We start from the raw sequence: 18,924 nt of genomic DNA, 5'->3' as shown, positions 1-18,924 counted from the left end.
GATGACTGGGGGCAAGATGAGTGAGCTCACCCGGGGCGGCGAAGCCCCGGCCGGCGGAGGGTCCACGCCGGTTCTGGAAGCGGACGTGGCCGACCAACTGGAGCGGTACCGGGTGGAGTTGACCGGCTACTGCTACCGCATGATGGGCTCGGCCGAGGCCGAGGACGCGGTGCAGGAGACCCTGGTGCGCGCCTGGCGGGCCCACGACCGTTTCGAGGGCCGCTCCTCGCTGCGCTCCTGGCTCTACCGCATCGCGACCAACGTCTGCCTGGACATGCTGGGCGGGGTGCAGCGGCGGGCCCGCCCCATGGACCTGTCCTCCCCGGTGCCGGCCAGCAGTCCGCTGGGCGCGCCGCTGCCGGAGGCGACCTGGGTCGAGCCGATGCCCGACAGCCGCACCGTGCCGGCCGAGTCCGACCCCGCCGAGGTGGCGGTGGCCCGGGAGACCGTACGCCTGGCCTTCGTCGCCGCGCTCCAGCACCTGGCGCCCAAGCAGCGGGTGGTGCTGATCCTGCGGGAGGTGCTGGGCTGGCGGGCGGCCGAGGTCGCCGAACTGCTGGACACCTCGGTCGCCTCGGTCAACAGCGCCCTCCAGCGGGCCCGGGCCACCCTGGCCTCCGGCGAGATCGCCGAACGGGAGGGCGGGGAGCCGCTGGACGAGGAGCACCACGCCCTGCTGGGGCGGTATCTCGCCGCCTTCGAGTCGTACGACATGGAGTCGCTGACCTCGCTGCTCCACGAGGACGCCACCCTGTCGATGCCTCCGTTTCCCCTGTGGCTGGTGGGCCCGACGGAGATCAGCGCGTGGATGCTGGGCAAGGGTCACGGCTGCCAGGGTTCCCGGCTGGTCCCGGTGGAGGCCAACGGGATGCGGGGCTTCGGGCAGTACCGCCCCGACCCGGAGGGGGGTCACGCGGCCTGGGCGCTCCAGGTGATCGAGGTCCGGGGGGACCGGATCAGTGGCATCAACAGCTTCCTGGACACCGCCCGGCTCTTCCCCCTGTTCGGGCTGCCCCTGCGGCTGGACGACGAGACCTCGGAGCCGGTCGGCCCCACCCCGGGTACGCACGGGGCGGACTGAGCGGACACGGGCCGGGAGCGCGCGGGGCGCGGTGTCACCGCCTGCCGGTACGCGGGTTCGTACCGGCTCGGGGCGGGGCGCCGTAAGTCGCTGTGAGTCGCCGTGAGTCGCTGTGATCCGCCGTAAGTCGGCTGTCGGGAGCGGTCAGTGGTGGCCGGGGCCCCCGCTGCCGAAGGAGCCGCTGCTGCCCTCGTCCCAGACCGGGGGTTCGCTGTCCTCGGAGGCGCGGGTGCCACGGGTGCCGTCGATCTCGTGGGGCAGTCGGCGGCGGCCGTCCCGGGGGAGTTCGTCGGCCTCCCGGCGCCCCATCTCGAAACCGTCCGTCTCCTCGGGGCGGTCCGGGCCGGGCTCGGTGGGGTGGTCCCGCCCCTTTCTGCGGGCGCGACTGCCGTAGGCGACCGCGCCGATCAGCACGGCCACGATGACCAGCCCCAGCAGCAGGGGGCCCACCCCCAGCAGGCCACGGCTGGCGGCAAGGGGTACGACCTCGGTGGTGTCCATGCCCCCCGGGTTGCCCGGATCAGCTCCGTTAACCCCCTCCCACCCGCACGGGTCACCGGCCGGCCCCCACGAGGGAGCGGGGTGCCCCTCCCCCACGACCTCGCGCCCCTCTGGGCGGAGAGGGCTGGCCCCGCCCGGAGGACCAGCGGACTCGGCGGGGCACTGCGCCGCGCCCCTCGCAGGGGGGCACCGACCGGGACAGAAGTCACCCCTGCCGGGCACCGAACGGGAGCGGCGGGGCCGTGCGGCCCCCGTACCCGAGGGGGGCCGGCCACCCGCCGGGGTCATCGACCACGTGCCCCTCGGAGGGACGGCCACCCCGTCCCCGACGGCTCCCCGAGAAGCCGGCGTGACCACGCGTACCGAACAGCCGACCCGCCACCCAGCACCACACCCCGGCCGTACGAACTCCTCGGACGGGACCCCTGGAGCACCCCGGCCCCACCGGACGAACCAGGCACGGACCCCACCCACCCGCACGCGGCCCCGAGCCTCACAGCCACCGGAACCCACACCTCGTGGCGGCGGGCTGGCGCACCGCCCAGGGGTCACCGCTGGGCGGCCCGCTCCTCCTCGGCCCTGATGGCGTCCCGGTAGGTGCGGGCGGCGGCTCGCAGGGCGACCTCGGGGTCGACGCCGTCGGCCTCGGCCCGGGCGGCCAGCTCCAGCAACTCCCAGCCGACCCGCTCCGTGGGGTCCCCGACGCGATCGGTGTCGGGCGGAGGTACTGGCGCTCCGAGGTCGGCGGTACGTGCTCGGGAGGCCAGCTTGGCCGCCAGCGACAGGGCCGGCTGCCCCAGCGGTACCCCTTCGGTCACCGACTCCCGGCGCTTCTCCTCCGCCTTGACCCGCAGCCAGTGGGCCCGCACCTCCTCGGGGGTGCCGGCGCTCTCCTCACCGAACACGTGCGGGTGGCGGCGGATCAGCTTGTCCACCAGTACGCCCGCCACGTCGTCGACCGAGAACGGCTCGTCGGGGTCGTCCTGGGCGATGCGGGAGTGGAACACCACCTGCAACAGCACGTCGCCCAACTCCTCGCGCAGCGCCTCCCGGTCCCCCTCCTCGATGGCCTCGACCAGTTCGTAGGTCTCCTCCAGGCCGTACCGGACCAGCTCCTGATGGGTACGGGCACCGCTCCACGGGCACTCCGCCCGGATCTGGTCCATCACCTGCACCACGTCCAGCAGCCGGGCGCCGGGCAGATCCCAGGAGCCGGGCAACAGCTCCAGCTCCGGCAACTCCTCCCGGCCCGAACCGGCCAGCCGGGCCAGTCCGTCGGTCAGCCGGGGTTCGCCCTCGACCCCGGCGACGACCACCACGTTCCGGCCACCGGCACAGTCCTCCACCAGCTCCCGGGCGGTGGGGCGGGCGTGCTCCACCACGACGCCGGCCTCGGCGAGGAAGGGCAGCAGGGGGTGGTCCTCGTCCCCGCACAGCACCCGGTCCGCCTCCCGCAGCAGCTGCCAGGCGGGCCAGGACAGCAGCCCGGGGGCCACCCGGTGACTGGTGGTGAGCAGGACGACACGGCCGGCGGGAGGGGTCAGGGAAGCGGTCACCCGCCGAACCTAACGCACGCCCCACCAGGGCCGGTCGTCCACCGTACGAGCCCGGGACGGGTGGGGCCGGCGGACGGCCGACTCCCGTCCCGGGCGGGGGTGTTGGGGCCCGTCCGAGGGCTGGGGCGCGTCGTCTGGATCACGGCGAGGCTCGCGTCCGGTGGCACCGAACGCGCCGCACCTCGCCGCGTTGACGCGGTGGCGGTCGGGGGCGCCGACGCGCCGCATCGACTCCTCCGCCTTGCTGTGCCCCTCGGCCCACCGCACCAGAACGCGCTCACGGATCTCCCAGGACCCGAACGACACCCCTAGGCCTGGCCCTGGGGCTGCCGCGAGGTGCTGACGTCCTTCACCCACGGCTCCTTGCTGGCGCCCAGCGCCAGCTGCTTGCTGTCCCACCTGCCGTACCGGGGGTTGACGTTGATCTTCATCTTGGCGGAGACCCGGGCGAGCCGCTGGTTCAGCTTCTCCATGCCCTGCTGGTCCTGCGCCTTGATCTTCCACTTGGCGGCCAGCTTGTTCTGGAGCACCCGGGTGCGTACCGCGTCGTCGATACGGGCGGGGGCGATGCCCTGCTGGAGCAGCATGGCGCGGAAGGCCTTGGGGCCTCCCTCGCCCTGCTCGTACATGGCGCGGGCGCTCTGCACGTCGCGGCGGGAGGCGGTCACCCCGTTGTCCTTGGCGGCCCGCTCGACCACCCGGGCGTGCAGCAGTCCGTAGAGGGTGCCGCGACCCAGCTGGCCGCTGTCCTTCATCAGCGACTCGCTCTGGGGGGAGGACCGTTGGGCGTTGCGCACCTCGGTGACCCTCGACTCCAGGGTGTCCATGCTGATGCGTTGCGAGTCCCAGACGGCCGCGGCACCGGTGTGGCTGTCGTTGCCGCAGCCGGTGAGCAGCGGTGCGGCGAGCAGCAGGGCGGTGGCGGCACTGAGGGGCAGTACCGACCTGGCGGGCAGTGTCGACCTGGCGGGCAACACGGACCTTGGGCGATGCATAAGTGGGGCCTCCCGGCGGCGGAAGGGTCGTGCGTCCTCGCACGGACCTGGCGGTGATCGATGTTAGGGACTCGCGGTGGCCGTGACCACCGGGGGGCCCAACGATTCGGGGTCCGGGGCGATGCGCCCGGAGGGCGACGCCCGCCCGGGGCGGCAACCAGCCGTGCGGAACGGGGAGTTGGTCCCCCGCGCCGCCCGGCGGGCCCGATTCGTGAATCCGAGCGTACCGATGCCCACTTCCCCGCCAGTAGGTGGCAGGATCGTCAACCCCCCACAGACAGGCACCAGGGACGCCAGGCCGGTACGAGACGGGCCGCCCCGGTGCCGAGGACACTGTCGACGAACAACGTCAAGAGGGTCATCTGAGAATGAACAGCCCCACTATGGACGGGTCATCCATAGGCCAGGCGCGCACCGACGCGGCGGGGGAGGTCACGTGTGAGGGCGGGGAGTTACCCCCGCCCGCTCCTTCCCCGACCCCCCGGAAACTCGACCGGGGATGGCTGTGCCAGTGGCGCCGCGAGATCCTCGCCACCCTGGCACCGGAGGCCCCTCAGCATCACGCGTCCCTGCCGGCGCCCGGCTGCCAGTTCAGCCAGCCCGGCGAGTTCGAGGACGGGGAGGAGGCGCTGCCTCTGCCGCGCAGCCCGGCCGAGCCGGTCATCATCCGGCAGTTGGCCCGGCACCCCCTGGTCGCGCCGGACCTGATCACCTTCTACGAGGCCATCAGCGAGGTCAGCCTGCCGGACGTGTGGAACGGCTACTTCGTACTGCCGGCCGCGCAGGTGCTCCAGCAGCTGTCCACCCACGGCGCGGTGCGGACCGGTGAGCGCCAACTGGCCGTGGTGTTCGGCAACGACGGGGGCGGCATCCTGTTCGCCCTCGCCCCCGACGGCCGGGTGTACCGGTCGACCACCGCGTCCCGGCAGCACGGTTTCGAGCCGGAACCGGTGGCCGAGGACCTCACCGAGTTCCTGGAGCGGGTACGGGAGATGGTCCGGCGCTACTCCGTCGGGGCCGTCGGCCCCCACCCGGACCCGGGCGGCCCGTAGGTCCGGGGCCGACGGCCGTACGCGCCCCCCTGTCCGTACGGCTCAGGCCCCGGGGATCGAGGTGAGGAACTCCCCCACCCAGGCCAGCAGTTCCCGTCCCACCACCGGCTTGCCGCCGATCCTGCCGGTGGTGGGGCGGGGCACCAGCACCTGCCGGGTGGCCGCCTTCACCACCGAGCGCGGGTACAGCCGCCTCAGGCGCAGTTCCTGCGACTCGCGCAACTCCACCGGTCCGAAGCGGACGTTGGAGCCCTGGAGGGTGATGTCGGTGACCTGGCAGGAGCGGGCCAGCATCCGCAGTCCGGCGACCAGCAGCAGGTTCTCCACCGGTTCCGGCAACGGGCCGTAGCGGTCGGCCAGCTCCTCCCGTACCGCCTTGATGTCCTCCTCGCTGTTGGCGGAGGCGATGGCGCGGTAGGCCTGGAGCCGCAGCCGCTCGCCGGGCGCGTAGTCGTGCGGGACGTGGGCGTCCACCGGCAGTTCGATCTTCACCTCCAGCGGCGGTTCCTCCACCTCCTCGCCGTTCTCCAGGGCGGAGCGGTAGTCGGCGACCGCCTCGCCCACCATCCGTACGTACAGGTCGAAGCCGACGCCGGCGATGTGGCCGGACTGTTCGCCGCCCAGCAGGTTGCCGGCGCCCCGGATCTCCAGGTCCTTCATCGCCACGTACATGCCGGCGCCCATCTCGGTGTGCTGGGCGATGGTCGCCAGCCGCTCGTGTGCGGTCTCGGTCAGCGGCTTCTCCGGCGGGTACAGGAAGTAGGCGTAGCCGCGCTCGCGACTGCGGCCCACCCGGCCGCGCAGCTGGTGCAGCTGGGACAGGCCGAAGTTGTCGCCACGCTCCACGATCAGGGTGTTGGCGTTGGGGATGTCGATGCCCGACTCCACGATGGTGGTGGCCACCAGCACGTCGAACCGCTTCTCCCAGAAGTCCACCACCACCCGCTCCAGGGCGGCCTCGGACATCTGCCCGTGCGCGGTGGCGATACGGGCCTCCGGCACGATCTGCCGCAGCCGGGCGGCGGCCCGGTCGATGGACTCCACCCGGTTGTGGATGTAGAACACCTGGCCCTCGCGCAGCAGTTCACGCCGGATCGCCGCCCCGATCTGACGCTCCTCGTAGGGGCCGACGAAGGTCAGCACCGGGTGCCGCTCCTCGGGCGGGGTGGTGATGGTGGACATCTCCCGGATGCCGGTGACTGCCATCTCCAGGGTGCGGGGGATGGGGGTGGCGGACATGGTCAGCACGTCCACGTTGGCCCGCAGCTTCTTCAGCTGCTCCTTGTGCTCCACCCCGAACCGCTGCTCCTCGTCCACGATCACCAGGCCCAGTTCCCTGAACCGGGTCTCCGAGGAGAACAGCCGGTGGGTGCCGATGACCACGTCCACCGAACCGTCCCGCAGCCCCTCCAGGGTCGCCTTGGAGTCGGACTCGGACTGGAAGCGGGACAGCGAGCGCACCCGTACCGGGAACTGCCCGTACCGCTCGGTGAAGGTGCCGTAGTGCTGCTGCACCAGCAGGGTGGTGGGCACCAGTACGGCCACCTGCTTGCCGTCCTGCACCGCCTTGAACGCGGCCCGCACCGCGATCTCGGTCTTGCCGTAGCCCACGTCGCCGCAGATCAGCCGGTCCATCGGGACGGACTTCTCCATGTCCGCCTTGACCTCCTCGATGGTGGTCATCTGGTCCGGCGTCTCGACGTAGGCGAAGGCGTCCTCCAGCTCCCGCTGCCAGGGGGTGTCCGGGCCGAAGGGGTGTCCGGGCGCGGCCATCCGCGCCGAGTACAGCTTGATCAGGTCGGCGGCGATCTCCTTGACCGCCTTCTTCGCCCGGGCCTTGGTCTTCGTCCAGTCCGCGCCGCCCAGCCGGTGCAGCGAGGGCGCCTCGCCACCCACGTACTTGGTGACCTGCTCCAGCTGGTCGGTGGGCACGAACAGCCGGTCGCCGGGCTGCCCCCGCTTGGCCGGGGCGTACTCCACCAGCAGGTACTCGCGGGTGGCGCCCTGCACGGTGCGCTGCACCATCTCGACGTAGCGGCCCACGCCGTGCTGCTCGTGGACGATGTAGTCGCCCGGGTGCAGGGTCAGCGGGTCGATGGTCTTGCGGCGCCGGGCCGGCATCCGCGCCGCCTCCCGGCCGGCGGCCTTCTGCCCGGACAGGTCGGTCTCGGTCAGCACCGCCAGCCGACCCTCGGGGTCGATGAACCCGTGCTCCAGGGATCCGCAGGCGACCAGCACCACCGAGGGGCTCAGCTCCCCCAGGTCCCTCTCCAGCCGCGCCGGTACGCCCTCACCGCCCAGCACCTCCACGGTGCGTTGGGCGGTGCCGTGCGCCTCGGTGAGGTACACGCAGCTCCAGCCCTCGGACAGCCAGCCCTTGGTGTCCGCCAGGGCCCGGGCGGTGTCGCCCCGGTAGCTCTCCGGGGCCCGCATCCGCAGCCGCAGCACGTCCTCGCCCGGCTCCTCCCCCACCCGGGGCGCCCCGCCGTCGGGGGTGTCCTCCTCGGCGGGTGCCGCCGCGAAGGGGCTGAGGGACCACCACAGCATCCCCAACTCCCGGGCCCGCTCCCGGATGTCGGCCATGCCCCACAGCGAGGCGGCCTCCAGGTCGATCGGCGCCTTGGCCGCGTCCGCGTCGCCCTCGCCCATGGCGGTGGCCGCCCAGGACGCCTGGAGGAACTCGCGGGAGGTGGCCACCAGGTCGGCCGCCCGGGTGCGTACCCGCTCCGGGTCGCAGACCACGGCCATGCTGCCGGCCGGCAGCACGTCCAGCAGCAGTTCCATGTCGTCCACCAGCGCCGGGGCCAGCGACTCCATGCCCTCGACCGCGATGCCCTCGGCGATCTTGCCCAGCAGCTCGCCCAGTTCGGGGTGCTCGGCCATCAGGGCGGCGGCCCGCTCGCGTACCTGGTCGGTCAGCAGCAGTTCCCGGCACGGCGGTGCCCACAGTCCGTGCTCGGCGACCTCCAGGGACCGCTGGTCGGCGACCTTGAAGTAGCGGACCTCCTCGACCTCGTCGCCCCAGAACTCCAGCCGCAGCGGGTGCTCCTCGGTGGGCGGGAAGACGTCCAGGATGCCGCCGCGTACCGCGAACTCCCCCCGCTTCTCGACCAGTTCGACCCGGGTGTACGCGGCGGCGGCCAGCGCGTCCACGACCTCCGCCAGGTCGGCGCTCTGCCCCTGGCGCAGCGCCACCGGCTCCAGGTCGCCCAGCCCCTTCACCTGCGGTTGCAGCACCGAACGTACCGGGGCCACCACCACCGACACCGGGCCGGCGGTCGGGTCGTCCTGCGCGGGGTGGGCCAGCCGGCGCAGCACGGCCAGCCGCTGGCCCACGGTGTCCGACCGGGGGGAGAGCCGCTCGTGGGGCAGCGTCTCCCAGGAGGGGAACTCCACCACGCCCCGGTCCGGGCCGACACCCTCGGGCAGCAGCGACCGGAGGGCCTCGGCCAGCTCCTCGGCCTCCCGGCCGGTCGCGGTCACCGCCAGTACGGGCCGGCCGGCCCGCTGGGCGAGCGCGGCCACCGCCAGGGGGCGCGCGGCGGGCGGGCCCACCAGGTCCACGTGGTGCCGGTTGCCGTCCGCGGCGGCTCGTACGGCCTCGTCCAGAGCGGGGTCCCGCATGACGGCGGAGAGCAGGCCGGTGAGAGACATCAGTCGGTTCCGTCCAGTGTGCTGGGTTGACTTCCCGGGCCGGCCGGACACACACGGGCGCCCGGGCCGCTGGCCTCGGGTTCCCGCGTGTCCGGTGGGCGAACGGTGCGGCGGGCAGCCCGAGGGGCCGGTACGCGGATGCGACCGGGGTCCCCCAGCCTACGCCGGCCCGGCGACGGTCACCCTTCGGTCACCGGTTCGTACGCCGCCCCCGGTGAGGGCCCGGGTACGTCCGTGGCCCGGGCGCACAGTCGCTGTGCGCCCGGGCCACGGGACGGCTTCCCGGACGGCCCCCGACGGGGTGCCCGGTGGGGGCGGCTACTCGGTGGCGATGGCGTTCAGCACGTTCATCCGCGAGGCGCGGAACGCCGGTGCCAGGGCGGCCACCAGGCCGACCACGGCCGAGCCGAGGAACACCACCGCGATGGTGGACCAGGGGATCTCCAGCACCTTCAACCCCTCCAGGGCCAGCACCCGTTGACCGGTGACGCCCCAGACCAGTCCCAGGCCCAGGCCCAGCAGGGCGCCGAACAGGGCGATGGCCACCGACTCCAGGCGGATCATCCGCCGCAGCTGGCGTCGGGAGACGCCGATGGCGCGCATCAGCCCGATCTCCCGGGTCCGTTCCACCACCGACAGGGCCAGGGTGTTCACCACACCGAGGATGGCGACGATGATGGCCAGGCCCAGCAGGCCGTACACCAGGTTGAGCAGCTGGCCGACCTGGTCCTCCATCAGCTTCTTGTAGTCCGCCTGGTTGCGCAGTTCCACGGTGGGCACCGAGGCCAGTTCGGCCTTGAGGGACTTGTACGTCTGGTCCTCCTGGCCGTCCTTGGCCGTGCCGTACAGCGCCATGTTCATTGGCAGCTTGTCCTGGCCCAGATAGGTGCGGGCGGTGTCCACGCTGACGTACATGGTGCCGACGGAGATCGAGGACTCGGCGGAGGTGACCGCCGCCACCGTCAGCTTCGCGGTGCGGTCACTCCCCTTGAACCTGACCTGGATGCGGTCACCCTTGCCGACCTTGTGCTTCTTGGCGTACGCCTCGCTGACCGACAGGGAGTTCGGCTCGAAGGCGTCGGCGAACCTGCCCTCCTTCACCGGAACGCTCAGGTCCTCGGCGTAGGTGCGCTGGGAGGCGACCAGGTTGATGGTCTCCGGCTCACCGCCGGGGGCGGTCAGCCGGGTGCCCCTCAGCTCCCGGAAGTCGGAGAGGTGGTCCAGGCCGTCGGCGGCCCGGAGCTGCTTCTCCACCTTCTCGCTGATCATCTGGCCCCGGGCGCCCTGGATCACGAAGTCCGCGCCCACCGACTTGTCCAGCTCGTCGCTGGCCGAGGCGACCAGCGAGGACCCGAACACCGACAGGCCGGCGACCAGGGCCAGGCCGATCATCAGCGCCGAACCGGTGGCCCCGGTACGGCGGGGGTTGCGCAGCGCGTTACGTTCCGCCAGGCGTCCCACCGGGCCGAAGACCCGCAGGATCACGAAGGACAGCGCGCGGACCACGAAGCCGGCCAGCAGCGGGGCGATCACGATGAAGCCCACCAGGGTGAGCATGATGCCCAGCCCCAGCAGCCCGCCCCCCTGGGAGGAGTCGTCGGCGCGGGCGGTCAGCACCAGCGCGCCCCCGCCCAGCGCGGTCAGCACCAGGCCGATGACGGCCCGTACCCGACCGGCCCTGCTGTCACCGGGGTTGCCGGCGTCCCGCAGCGCGGCCATCGGGGAGATCTTGCCCGCCCTGCGCGCCGGCAGGTAGGCGGCGACCACCGTGACGACCACCCCGAGGACCATGCCCACGATCGGGGTGCTGGCCTTCACCGTCAGCTGGCTGGTGTCCAGGTTCATGCCGGCCTCGCCCATCAGCTTCATCAGGGCCACGGCCACCCCGATACCGCCCAGGACGCCCAGGGCCGATCCGACGACGCCCAGCACCACGGCCTCCAGCAGCACCGACCGGTTGACCTGTCGGCGGCTGGAGCCGATGGCGCGCATCAGCCCGATCTCGCGGGTGCGCTGGGCGACCAGCATGGAGAAGGTGTTGACGATCAGGAAGATGCCGACCAGTACGGCGACCCCGGCGAAGCCGAGCATCGCGTACTTCATGATGTCCAGGAACGAGCCGAGCTGTTCCCGGTTGGAGTCGGTGTTCTCCTTCTTGGTCTGCGCCTTGAAGTCGGCGCCGGTGGCCAGGACCTCCTTCTTCAGCTGGTCGTGGGTGACACCCGACGCGGCGGTGAGGCCGATGGTGGTGTAGCCGTCCCGTACGCCCAGCACCTTCCGCTGGACCGTCTCCCGGTCCATGTAGCCGATGGTGGCCCCGGGGTTGGTGACCTGGAAGGTGGCCAGTCCGACGACCTTCGCCTTGAAGTCGCCCGCGTTGGAGATGACCCGGATCGGGTCGCCGATCCTGACCTTCTTCCGCTTGGCGGTGTCCGCGTCGATCAGCAACTCGCCCGCCCCGCGCGGGGCGTGGCCGGAGGTCACCTTGACCGACTTCAGCTCGTTGCGGTCCCAGTCGGTGACGATGGTGGGAGCGCCCTGGTCGGAGCCGATGGACTTGTTCTCGCGGTCCGCGAGGGTCACGGACTGGCTGGTGACGTCGCCCTCGGCGGACTTCACCCCGTCCAGTCGCTCCAGCTTGGGGATCTGGCTGCTGGGGATGGTGGGGGTGGTCTTGGTCTGCTGCTGCTCGTCCATGTCCGGCGCGTCCTTGGGCGAGACCGTGACGTCCGAGGCGGTGGCGGCGAACAGCTTGTCGAAGGTGGAGTTGGTGGTGTCGGTGAACACCAGCGTCCCGCAGACGAAGGCCACCGACAACATCACCGCGATCGCGCTGAGCACCATCCGGCCCTTGTGGGCCAGGAAGTTGCGCAGCGAGGTCTTGAGGACCGTCACGACACCCTCCCGGAGGTGTCGAAGTTCTTCATGCGGTCCAGTACGCGTTCCGGGGTGGGCTGGTACATCTCGTCCACGATGCGGCCGTCGGCGAGGTAGAGGACGCGGTCGGCGTACGAGGCGGCGACCGGGTCGTGGGTGACCATCACGATGGTCTGCCCCAGTTCCTGCACCGAGCGCCGCAGGAAGCCCAACACCTCCGAGCCGGAGCGGGAGTCGAGGTTTCCGGTGGGCTCGTCACCGAAGATGATGTCGGGCCGGGCGGCCAACGCCCGTGCCACGGCGACGCGCTGCTGCTGGCCGCCGGACAGCTGGTTGGGGCGGTGCTTGAGGCGGTCGCCCAGACCGACGGTCTGCACCACCCGGTCCAGCCACTCGCGGTCGGGCTTCCGACCGGCGATGTCCATCGGCAGGGTGATGTTCTCCAGGGCGTTGAGGGTGGGCAGCAGGTTGAACGCCTGGAAGATGAAGCCGATGTGGTCGCGCCGCAGCTGGGTGAGCTTCTTGTCCTTGAGCCCGGTGATCTCCTGGTCACTGATCCAGATCTGGCCGGAGGTGACGGTGTCCAGTCCGGCCAGGCAGTGCATCAGCGTGGACTTGCCGGAACCGGAGGGGCCCATGATGGCGGTGAAGGCGCCACGGGCTATGTCCACGTCGACCTTGTCGAGGGCCAGGACCTCGGTCTCGCCGGAGCCGTAGGACTTGACGATCTGCCGGCCGGCCGCGGCGACAGCTGTCTGCCCTCCACTGCCCCCGGTCATGGGATTAGCAACAGCTGTACTCACAACGTGTCTCCTCGGTAGGTGTGTGACCGCCCGCGACGGCGCGGGACGCGAACGTGATGGGTGTCGCGGTCGTGGGGTGTGGGCGATCCTGCCCCACGGGTGCCGTGCCCGCGATGGGGTTTCCCGTCCGACGTGACGGGGGCTGCCCCCACCCCCAGGGTGGCGCGGGTCACCACACCCTAAGCGGCGGGACGTTTGCGTTCCCTCCTGCGTCAGGAGGAAACCGTCCTCGGCGCAAAGGGGGACGCCCACCCCGCGTCTCTCCCCCCGTCGGCGCCCCAAACCAGGGACCCCCCTGGTCACACGGAGCCGGATCGAGGCCTCACCCCGGGGAAACCCGTGCTCCACCCCGGGGGAAACCCCCGCCTGGTGACGGGTCGCGCCTCGGGGTCCCTCAGGGGTCGACCCCGGTGTGCCGGGACCGTTCCTGGCGCGAACACCGACGGGGTCGGGCACGGCGTCCGGTGAGTAAGGTGTCCGGGGCAACGAGTTGTACCGGGCACGGAAACCACCACGTACAGGGGACGCGTACCGGAACGGTCGCGAACGGCCGTCCGAGAACGGGCGCGAGGAGGCGCGGGGAGGCACGGCACGTGGAGAGCGAGACTCCCGGAGGGGGCGGGTCGCCCCATTCGGGCCGGCGCCCGGTGGTGGTCTCGCTGATGCTGTGCATGGCGCTGGCCGCCCTGGACACCACCATCGTCGCCACCGCCGTCCCCCAGATCATCGGCGACCTGGGCGGACTGTCCACCTTCTCCTGGCTGTTCTCCGGCTACCTGCTGGCCGTCACGGTGACCCTGCCGGTGTACGGGCGGTTCTGCGACACCTTCGGACGCAAACCCGTACTCCTGGGCGGGGTCGGGCTGTTCCTGCTGGGCTCGCTGCTGTGCGCCGGCGCCTGGAACATGGCCAGCCTGATCGCCTTCCGGGTGGTGCAGGGACTGGGCGGCGGGGCGATCCAGGGCACCGTGCAGACCGTCGCCGCCGACCTGTACCCGCTGCCGGAGCGGCCGAAGGTGCAGGCCGCGCTGTCCTCGGTGTGGGCCTGCTCGGCGGTCGCCGGACCCGGCCTGGGCGGGCTGCTGGTGGCCTTCGTGGACTGGCGGTGGATCTTCCTGATCAACCTGCCGGTCGGGGGGCTGGCCCTGTGGCTGCTGTGGCGGAACTTCCGCGAACCCCGGCGCCCGGCCCGACGGGCCTCGGTGGACTGGCCGGGCGCGCTGGCCGTCTTCGTCTGCGGGGGGCTGCTGTTGACCGCCCTGGTGCGGGGCGGGGTGGCCTGGCCCTGGCTGTCGGCTCCCTCGCTGGGGCTGCTGGGCGGCGCGCTGGTGGCGGGGATGTTGGTGGTGGTCGTGGAACGCCGGGCCACGGAGCCGATCATCCCGGGCTGGGTGTGGCGGCGGCGTCTGATCGCCTCGGTCAACCTGTCGCTGGGGGCGATGGGGCTGCTGATGGTGGCGCCCACGGTGTTCCTGCCGACCTACGCCCAGACCGTACTGGGGCTGGGGCCGGTGGCCGCCGGCTTCGTGCTGTCGGTGATGACCCTCAGCTGGCCGGTCTCCGCCGCGCTGAGCCAGCACGTCTACCGTCGGGTGGGCTTCCGGCAGTCCGCCATGATCGGTATGACGGGCGCGCTGCTGACCCTGCTGGCCTTCCCCCTGCTCCCCCACGAGGAGGGCTCCGCCTGGCAACCGGCCCTGCTCTCCCTGCTGTTGGGGGCCTCGCTGGGGATCTTCCAGCTGCCGTTGATCATCGGCGTGCAGTCCTCGGTGCCCTGGCGGGAACGGGGTACGGCCACCGCCTCGATCCTCTTCCACCGGCAGATCGGACAGTGTGTGGGCGCCGCCGGGCTGGGCGCGATCGCCAACGCCACCCTCTCCCGGGAGCTGGCCGACGCTCCCCCGGACGCGCCCCGCCGGCTGGACGAGGCCTCCCAGGCCCTGGACCACCACCAACTCGGCGGTGAGGCCGGGGAGTTCCTACGGAACGCGATGGCGCAGGCGGTCAGTCACGTCTACCTGGCCGCCGCGCTGGCCGCCGCCCTCGCCCTGCTGGCCTTGCTGCTGGCGCCGCGCGTCTTCCCGGTACGACAGGAGGATCCAGCCCCCGGCGACCAGCCAGCCCCACCCCAACCGGAGGGCCGGGTGACCCCGAAGACCCCGCAAGCCCCGCCGGCTACGGGGGACGCTGAGGGCGCTGAGGCTACGGAGGGCGCCCACCCCTCGCACCGGGCGACGTCCGACCGTGACGGGCACACCGACCGCTGAACCGTACCGGCCGCCCTCACTGACGAACCCCGCCCCACCGACCGTGGACCGCCGACCGGTGGGCTACAGCAGCCCGTCCCACATCTGCTCCAGCAGCACCGACCACCAGGTCTCGGCGGAGGACAGCGCCGCCGGGTCGAGGCCGGCCAACTGCATCTGGAAGTCCACCGTCCACCGCCCGGCCTGGTCGGGGGTGAGCCCGTACCGCAGCGGCCACATCCGGCCCAGCAGCGCCAGGCAGCGGACGAACTCCGGCAGCCCGGTGTTGACGAACTGCGGCGGCTGGGGCTGACCGCCCGGCCCCGCCTCCATCGGTACCGCGACGATGTGGGCGGTGCCGTACTGCACGCAGATCTGCCGGCCGAAGTCCTGGCCCATCACCAGGTACGAGCCGGAGTCGCTGGCCGGCTGGACGCCCCGCTCGTGGGCCAGCTCGGCGAGGGTGGGAATGGGGCGCCCCGGCACGGCCTGCCCCCAGAAGAAGGGCGGGAACTCGCGCGGCACCCCCGCCCACACCAGGGTCTGGCCCACGATGTCCGGCACCCCGTGCCGGGAGACCGCGTGCTGGTCGAAGCGGAACACGCCCTGCGGCCCGAAGGCCTGGAACAGTTCGTGCCCGATCCCGTCCGGCGGGATGGGCGGGATCACCGGGACCTGGTGCGGGGGCGGCAGGGGCACCCGGTACGGCGCCGGCCGGGCGGGGCCGTCGGCCACCTGGTGCAACTCGCCCTGGTGCTCCAGCAGATGACGCATCCCCTGCTGCCGCGAGGCGTGGTCCCGGCCGTAGGCGGCGGTGCTGGACAGCCGTACCTGGGGCCAGTTCTCCCGGATCATGCGGGCGCAGTAGCCGCCCGGCAGGTCACAGGACTCCAACTCGGTGTGGAGTTCCAGCACCTGCTGCGGCGGCACGTTCATCGCCCGCAGCTCGTGCAGGATCTGCCACTCGGGGTGCGGGGTGCCGGGGGCCGAACGCCGGATCAGCTGCTGTTCGGAACCGTCCGGGGCGCGGTACCGCAGCACCGCCATGTACCCCGGGCCCACCATCGGCTGGCCCGGCATCTGGGGATAGCCGTACGCCGGGGCCGGGGGCGGAGGCTGGGGGAAGCCGTAGGCGGCGGACGCCGGGGGCCCCTGGAAGGGGGGCGGCTGGGCAGGCCCCTGCGGGGGCGCCTGCGGAGGCGGGGCCCCGGGTCCCGGAGGGGGCGGGGTGGACGGGCCGCCCGGCCCCGACAGCACGGTGGCCGCGTGGTGCACGCCCCCGGCCGGCGGCTGCCCCGGCTGCTGGTGGGGAGGCTGACCAGGCTGTTGGCCGGGCTGCTGCCCGGACTGCTGTCCGGCCGACGACACCTCGTCCGCCGACACCAGCTGGGTCGGTACGTAGCCGCCCCCCGCACCCGGTGCGGCCGGCTGCGGGGTGGACGGCGCGGGGCGCGCTCCGGGGGTGCCGGGCGCCCCGGGGGGTGGCGGCGGGGTGGAGCCGGACCGGGCCCCGGGCGCACCGGGGGCCTGCGGGGGCTGGGCGCGGCGGGTCTCGGCGTCCGCGATGTCCCCGGCGCCGGGCCGCGAGGGACCCCCCGGCTGCGGGTCGGCCAACATGGTGGCCGCGTGGTGCACCCCCTGGCCGGAACCGTCCGAGCCCTCGGAAGGCGCGCCCTCCTGCCCGTCCTGCCCCTTCTCGGAGTCCGAGGGGTCACGCAGGGCGGGATTGATCGCGGTCTTGGGCAGCCTGCTGCCGTCCGGCAGCAGCGCGGTCTTGGCGTCCGGGCTGACCGGCGGCGGGGTGTCCTCGTCGCCGTTGTCCTCCAGGGCCGAGGACAGCACGGTCTGCGGCGGGGGTACCGAGGTGCCCGAGCCGCCCCGGCTGGTGTCGGCCGCGTCCCAGGGGTTGTTCGGGTCGCCGCCGGGGGCGCCCTCCTGGGAGGTGCCCCGGGCCTCCGTGGAGGAGGCCGCGTCGTTCCACTCGCCGGTGTCGGGGTTCCAGGCCCCGTCCCAGGCGGCGGTGTCGACGTTCCAGGAGGAGGTCTGGATGTCGGCGGCGTTCCAGCGCGAGGTGGTGGGGTCGTCGGAGGAGTGGGCGTCCGGCCACGCGGGGGCGGCCGGGGCCGGGGTCTGGCCGGCCCCGGACTGCCCGGAGGTGGCGGGCTGACCGGACTGGTCGGGCGTCGGAGGGGGCGGGGGCGGTTCGGCCCGGGGAGGCACAGGGGTCGCTGGATTCGCTGGAGTCGCAGCGGGGGTCTCCGGGCTCGCCGGTGTTCCGGTGTCGGTCGCGGAAGGCGTAGAAGGCGCAGAGGGGGTCGCGGGAGTGGCGGGGGTGGCGGTGCCTCCGCTCCGCTCGGGTCCCCCGGGGATGCCCATCTGATCGGCCGCCTGTTGCAGCCACTCCGGGGGCGTCAACAGGAAGGAGGTCGCCTCCAGGTCCAGCCGCTGCGCCTGTTGCGCGGGGGCCGGCTCCGGCACCCCTCCGCCGTACGCCTCCGACCAGCGACGGATCACCTCGTCCACCGGCAGCGGCGGCCACAGGGTGGCCTCGCCACTGTCACGGGCGACGACCAGCCGGGAGTGGCCGCCGTCCGAGGTGGCTCCCTCGGCGCGGTCCTCGGCCCAGGCCACGAACCCCTGCTCGAACTCCCGCACCCGCACCTGACGGCGCTGGTAGGCGGGGACCTCACCGTTGATCCAGCGCTCGGCGCGCTGTTCCACCTGTGCCAGGGTCACCATCGCCCTCACCTCCCCACCGGGACGACGTGGGCGAAACCGCCGTCCACCATCAGTTCGGCGACGGTCTCCAACTCCGGTGGGTTGCCGGCCAGTCGGAGCAGGAACGCGTCGAAGTCATCACCGCAGGGCCGCAGCAGCTGGTCCATCCGCCACTGGATGTCCAGCCCGTCCCGGTCCCGTACGTCGTCGAAGGTGCAGAACCACATCGAACCGGTGCGCTCACCCCTGACCTTCAGCACCAGCAGCCCGCCCTGGACGAAGCCGACGCCCAGGTAGTCCTTGGTGAGGTGGTCGCGCAGGCACTTGTTGACGTACACGAGGTCGCTGACCGAGGCCTCACCCCGCAGGGTGAACAGCGGCTGGTCCACCAGCAGCCCCAACTCGGCGTCCAGGGCGACCCCCTTGGGGGCGCAGCCGCCGGCGACCTTGAGGAAGTCGCGGTAGGCGCCGGGCAGGCGGTACCCCAGCCGTTCCTCCGCCTCCAGGATGCGGGTCTCCGGTACGGCCAGCTCGTGCGGGGTCTCCCAGTGGGCGGGCGTCGGGTTCCGCAACGGCCGGGTGCCCCGCTTGTCGTGGTCCACGGCGGCCGTGGCCAGCCCCCCGTGGTGCCGCAGCAGCGCCTTGACCTCGACCGGGACCAGCTCCATCCGACGGCTGCCGGGCACGTGGTGCCAGGTCCAGCCGTGCGGGGTGGCGACCTTGGACAGGCCGGACCACAGTTCGTGCCCCGAGGCGTGCAGGGCGGCGTTCGCGGACACGAAGTCGGTCAGCCGCAGCTCGTCCGCGCCGAAGCCCTCGGGGGGCTCGGCGACCTCGGCCACGGCCCGGGCGTAGGCGGAGAAGTCGGGGAAGCCCCGGCTGTCGACCGGTACGCCTCCGGGGTGCGAACGGGCGCGCACCGGGTCCGGGAAGTTCACCACCTGCCCGGCGTACGCCGTGTTGGGTGGCGCGGCGTTCGGTGGCACGGCCTGTTGCCCGAGCCGACCTGTCGTCATGGTGTAGCTCCCTGCTGCACGCGACTACTGCTCTCCCGACGGGGCCCGCCCCGTGCCGCCCGTCGACGGCTCCCACCGTTCCCGGGCCCGGACGGGCCGGAAGGTCGGCGGGCGCCCGGCGGAACCGGACCGGCCCGTGGAGTGCCGACCGGGGACGTCTCCCCCGGGTCGCCGCCTGGTCCGCGCCCTGGTACCGCACCGCCACCAGAACCCGCCCACCGGTGTGACGTACCCGGAAGGAGCACCCTCGCTCCGACCAACACAGCCTATGCGTTGCGGGAAGGGCGGGACACCACACCAAGTGTGGCCCGTTCCTCATCGCGAACGCCCGGGTGCCCGGCCAGCCGGGGCGACCTCGGGGGAGGCGGGCACGCGAGGAGGACCCCTGCCACGTATGCGCGAGGAAGGTGGCGCGACGCCACCCG

11 protein-coding genes are annotated in these 18,924 nt (G+C 72.9%); 3 read left to right on the top strand and 8 right to left on the bottom strand.

Features of this window, described 5'->3' with window-relative positions; all coding sequences use genetic code 11:
- The first annotated feature begins 16 nt into the window (after nt 1-16).
- On the top strand, nt 17-1,081 hold the full coding sequence (locus ABZT14_RS16890) for a sigma-70 family RNA polymerase sigma factor (protein ID WP_356302752.1): 1,065 nt from the start codon (nt 17-19) through the stop codon (nt 1,079-1,081).
- Between the two features lie 144 nt (nt 1,082-1,225).
- On the opposite strand, the gene ABZT14_RS16885 is transcribed toward ABZT14_RS16890, so the two are convergent.
- From ABZT14_RS16885 to ABZT14_RS16875, 3 genes are all read right to left on the bottom strand, one after another.
- Complete coding sequence (locus ABZT14_RS16885) at nt 1,226-1,582, bottom strand: DUF6479 family protein (RefSeq protein WP_356302749.1); 357 nt, start codon at nt 1,580-1,582, stop codon at nt 1,226-1,228.
- 548 nt (nt 1,583-2,130) lie between these two features.
- Nucleotides 2,131-3,138: a nucleoside triphosphate pyrophosphohydrolase gene (locus ABZT14_RS16880; RefSeq protein WP_356302746.1), complete on the bottom strand. Its 1,008-nt coding sequence runs from the start codon at nt 3,136-3,138 to the stop codon at nt 2,131-2,133.
- Between the two features lie 308 nt (nt 3,139-3,446).
- Complete coding sequence (locus ABZT14_RS16875) at nt 3,447-4,112, bottom strand: SurA N-terminal domain-containing protein (RefSeq protein WP_356302743.1); 666 nt, start codon at nt 4,110-4,112, stop codon at nt 3,447-3,449.
- Nucleotides 4,113-4,501: 389 nt separating this feature from the next.
- Between ABZT14_RS16875 and ABZT14_RS16870 the strand changes: the two genes are divergently transcribed.
- A complete protein-coding gene (locus ABZT14_RS16870; RefSeq protein WP_356302740.1) occupies nt 4,502-5,185 on the top strand; it encodes a hypothetical protein in 684 nt (227 codons plus the stop codon).
- A 42-nt stretch (nt 5,186-5,227) separates the two neighbouring features.
- Here the strand turns inward: ABZT14_RS16870 and mfd are convergent, their stop codons facing one another.
- The 3 genes from mfd to ABZT14_RS16855 all read right to left on the bottom strand — a co-directional run bounded on the left by mfd (nt 5,228) and on the right by ABZT14_RS16855 (nt 12,495).
- A complete protein-coding gene (gene mfd / locus ABZT14_RS16865; protein WP_356302737.1) occupies nt 5,228-8,839 on the bottom strand; it encodes a transcription-repair coupling factor in 3,612 nt (1,203 codons plus the stop codon).
- Nucleotides 8,840-9,157: 318 nt separating this feature from the next.
- Nucleotides 9,158-11,734, bottom strand: coding sequence for an FtsX-like permease family protein (locus ABZT14_RS16860; protein WP_356302734.1), 2,577 nt, complete (start codon nt 11,732-11,734; stop codon nt 9,158-9,160).
- Nucleotides 11,731-12,495 carry an ABC transporter ATP-binding protein gene (locus ABZT14_RS16855; RefSeq protein WP_356302731.1) on the bottom strand — a complete coding sequence of 255 codons (765 nt, stop codon included), beginning with the start codon at nt 12,493-12,495 and terminating at the stop codon, nt 11,731-11,733. The genes ABZT14_RS16860 and ABZT14_RS16855 overlap by 4 nt, the downstream gene beginning before the upstream one ends.
- Nucleotides 12,496-13,112: 617 nt before the next feature.
- Between ABZT14_RS16855 and ABZT14_RS16850 the strand changes: the two genes are divergently transcribed.
- The gene (locus ABZT14_RS16850; protein ID WP_356302728.1) at nt 13,113-14,786 is read left to right on the top strand and encodes an MFS transporter; all 1,674 of its coding nucleotides are present in this window, start codon (nt 13,113-13,115) and stop codon (nt 14,784-14,786) included.
- 63 nt (nt 14,787-14,849) lie between these two features.
- Here ABZT14_RS16850 and ABZT14_RS16845 read toward each other — a convergent pair whose 3' ends face one another.
- Nucleotides 14,850-17,504 (bottom strand): SUKH-4 family immunity protein, encoded by a 2,655-nt coding sequence (locus tag ABZT14_RS16845; RefSeq protein ID WP_356302725.1) that lies wholly within the window; start codon nt 17,502-17,504, stop codon nt 14,850-14,852.
- Between the two features lie 5 nt (nt 17,505-17,509).
- Nucleotides 17,510-18,499 carry an HNH endonuclease gene (locus ABZT14_RS16840; RefSeq protein ID WP_356302722.1) on the bottom strand — a complete coding sequence of 330 codons (990 nt, stop codon included), beginning with the start codon at nt 18,497-18,499 and terminating at the stop codon, nt 17,510-17,512.
- Nucleotides 18,500-18,924: the final 425 nt, after the last annotated feature.

The sequence above is a fragment of the Streptomyces sp. NPDC005438 genome (assembly GCF_040606315.1).
In the GTDB taxonomy this organism is placed as follows: Bacteria; Actinomycetota; Actinomycetes; order Streptomycetales; family Streptomycetaceae; genus Streptomyces.
Note: the sequence above shows the minus strand (reverse complement) of the source record. Positions and strands in the feature narration are given on the sequence as shown.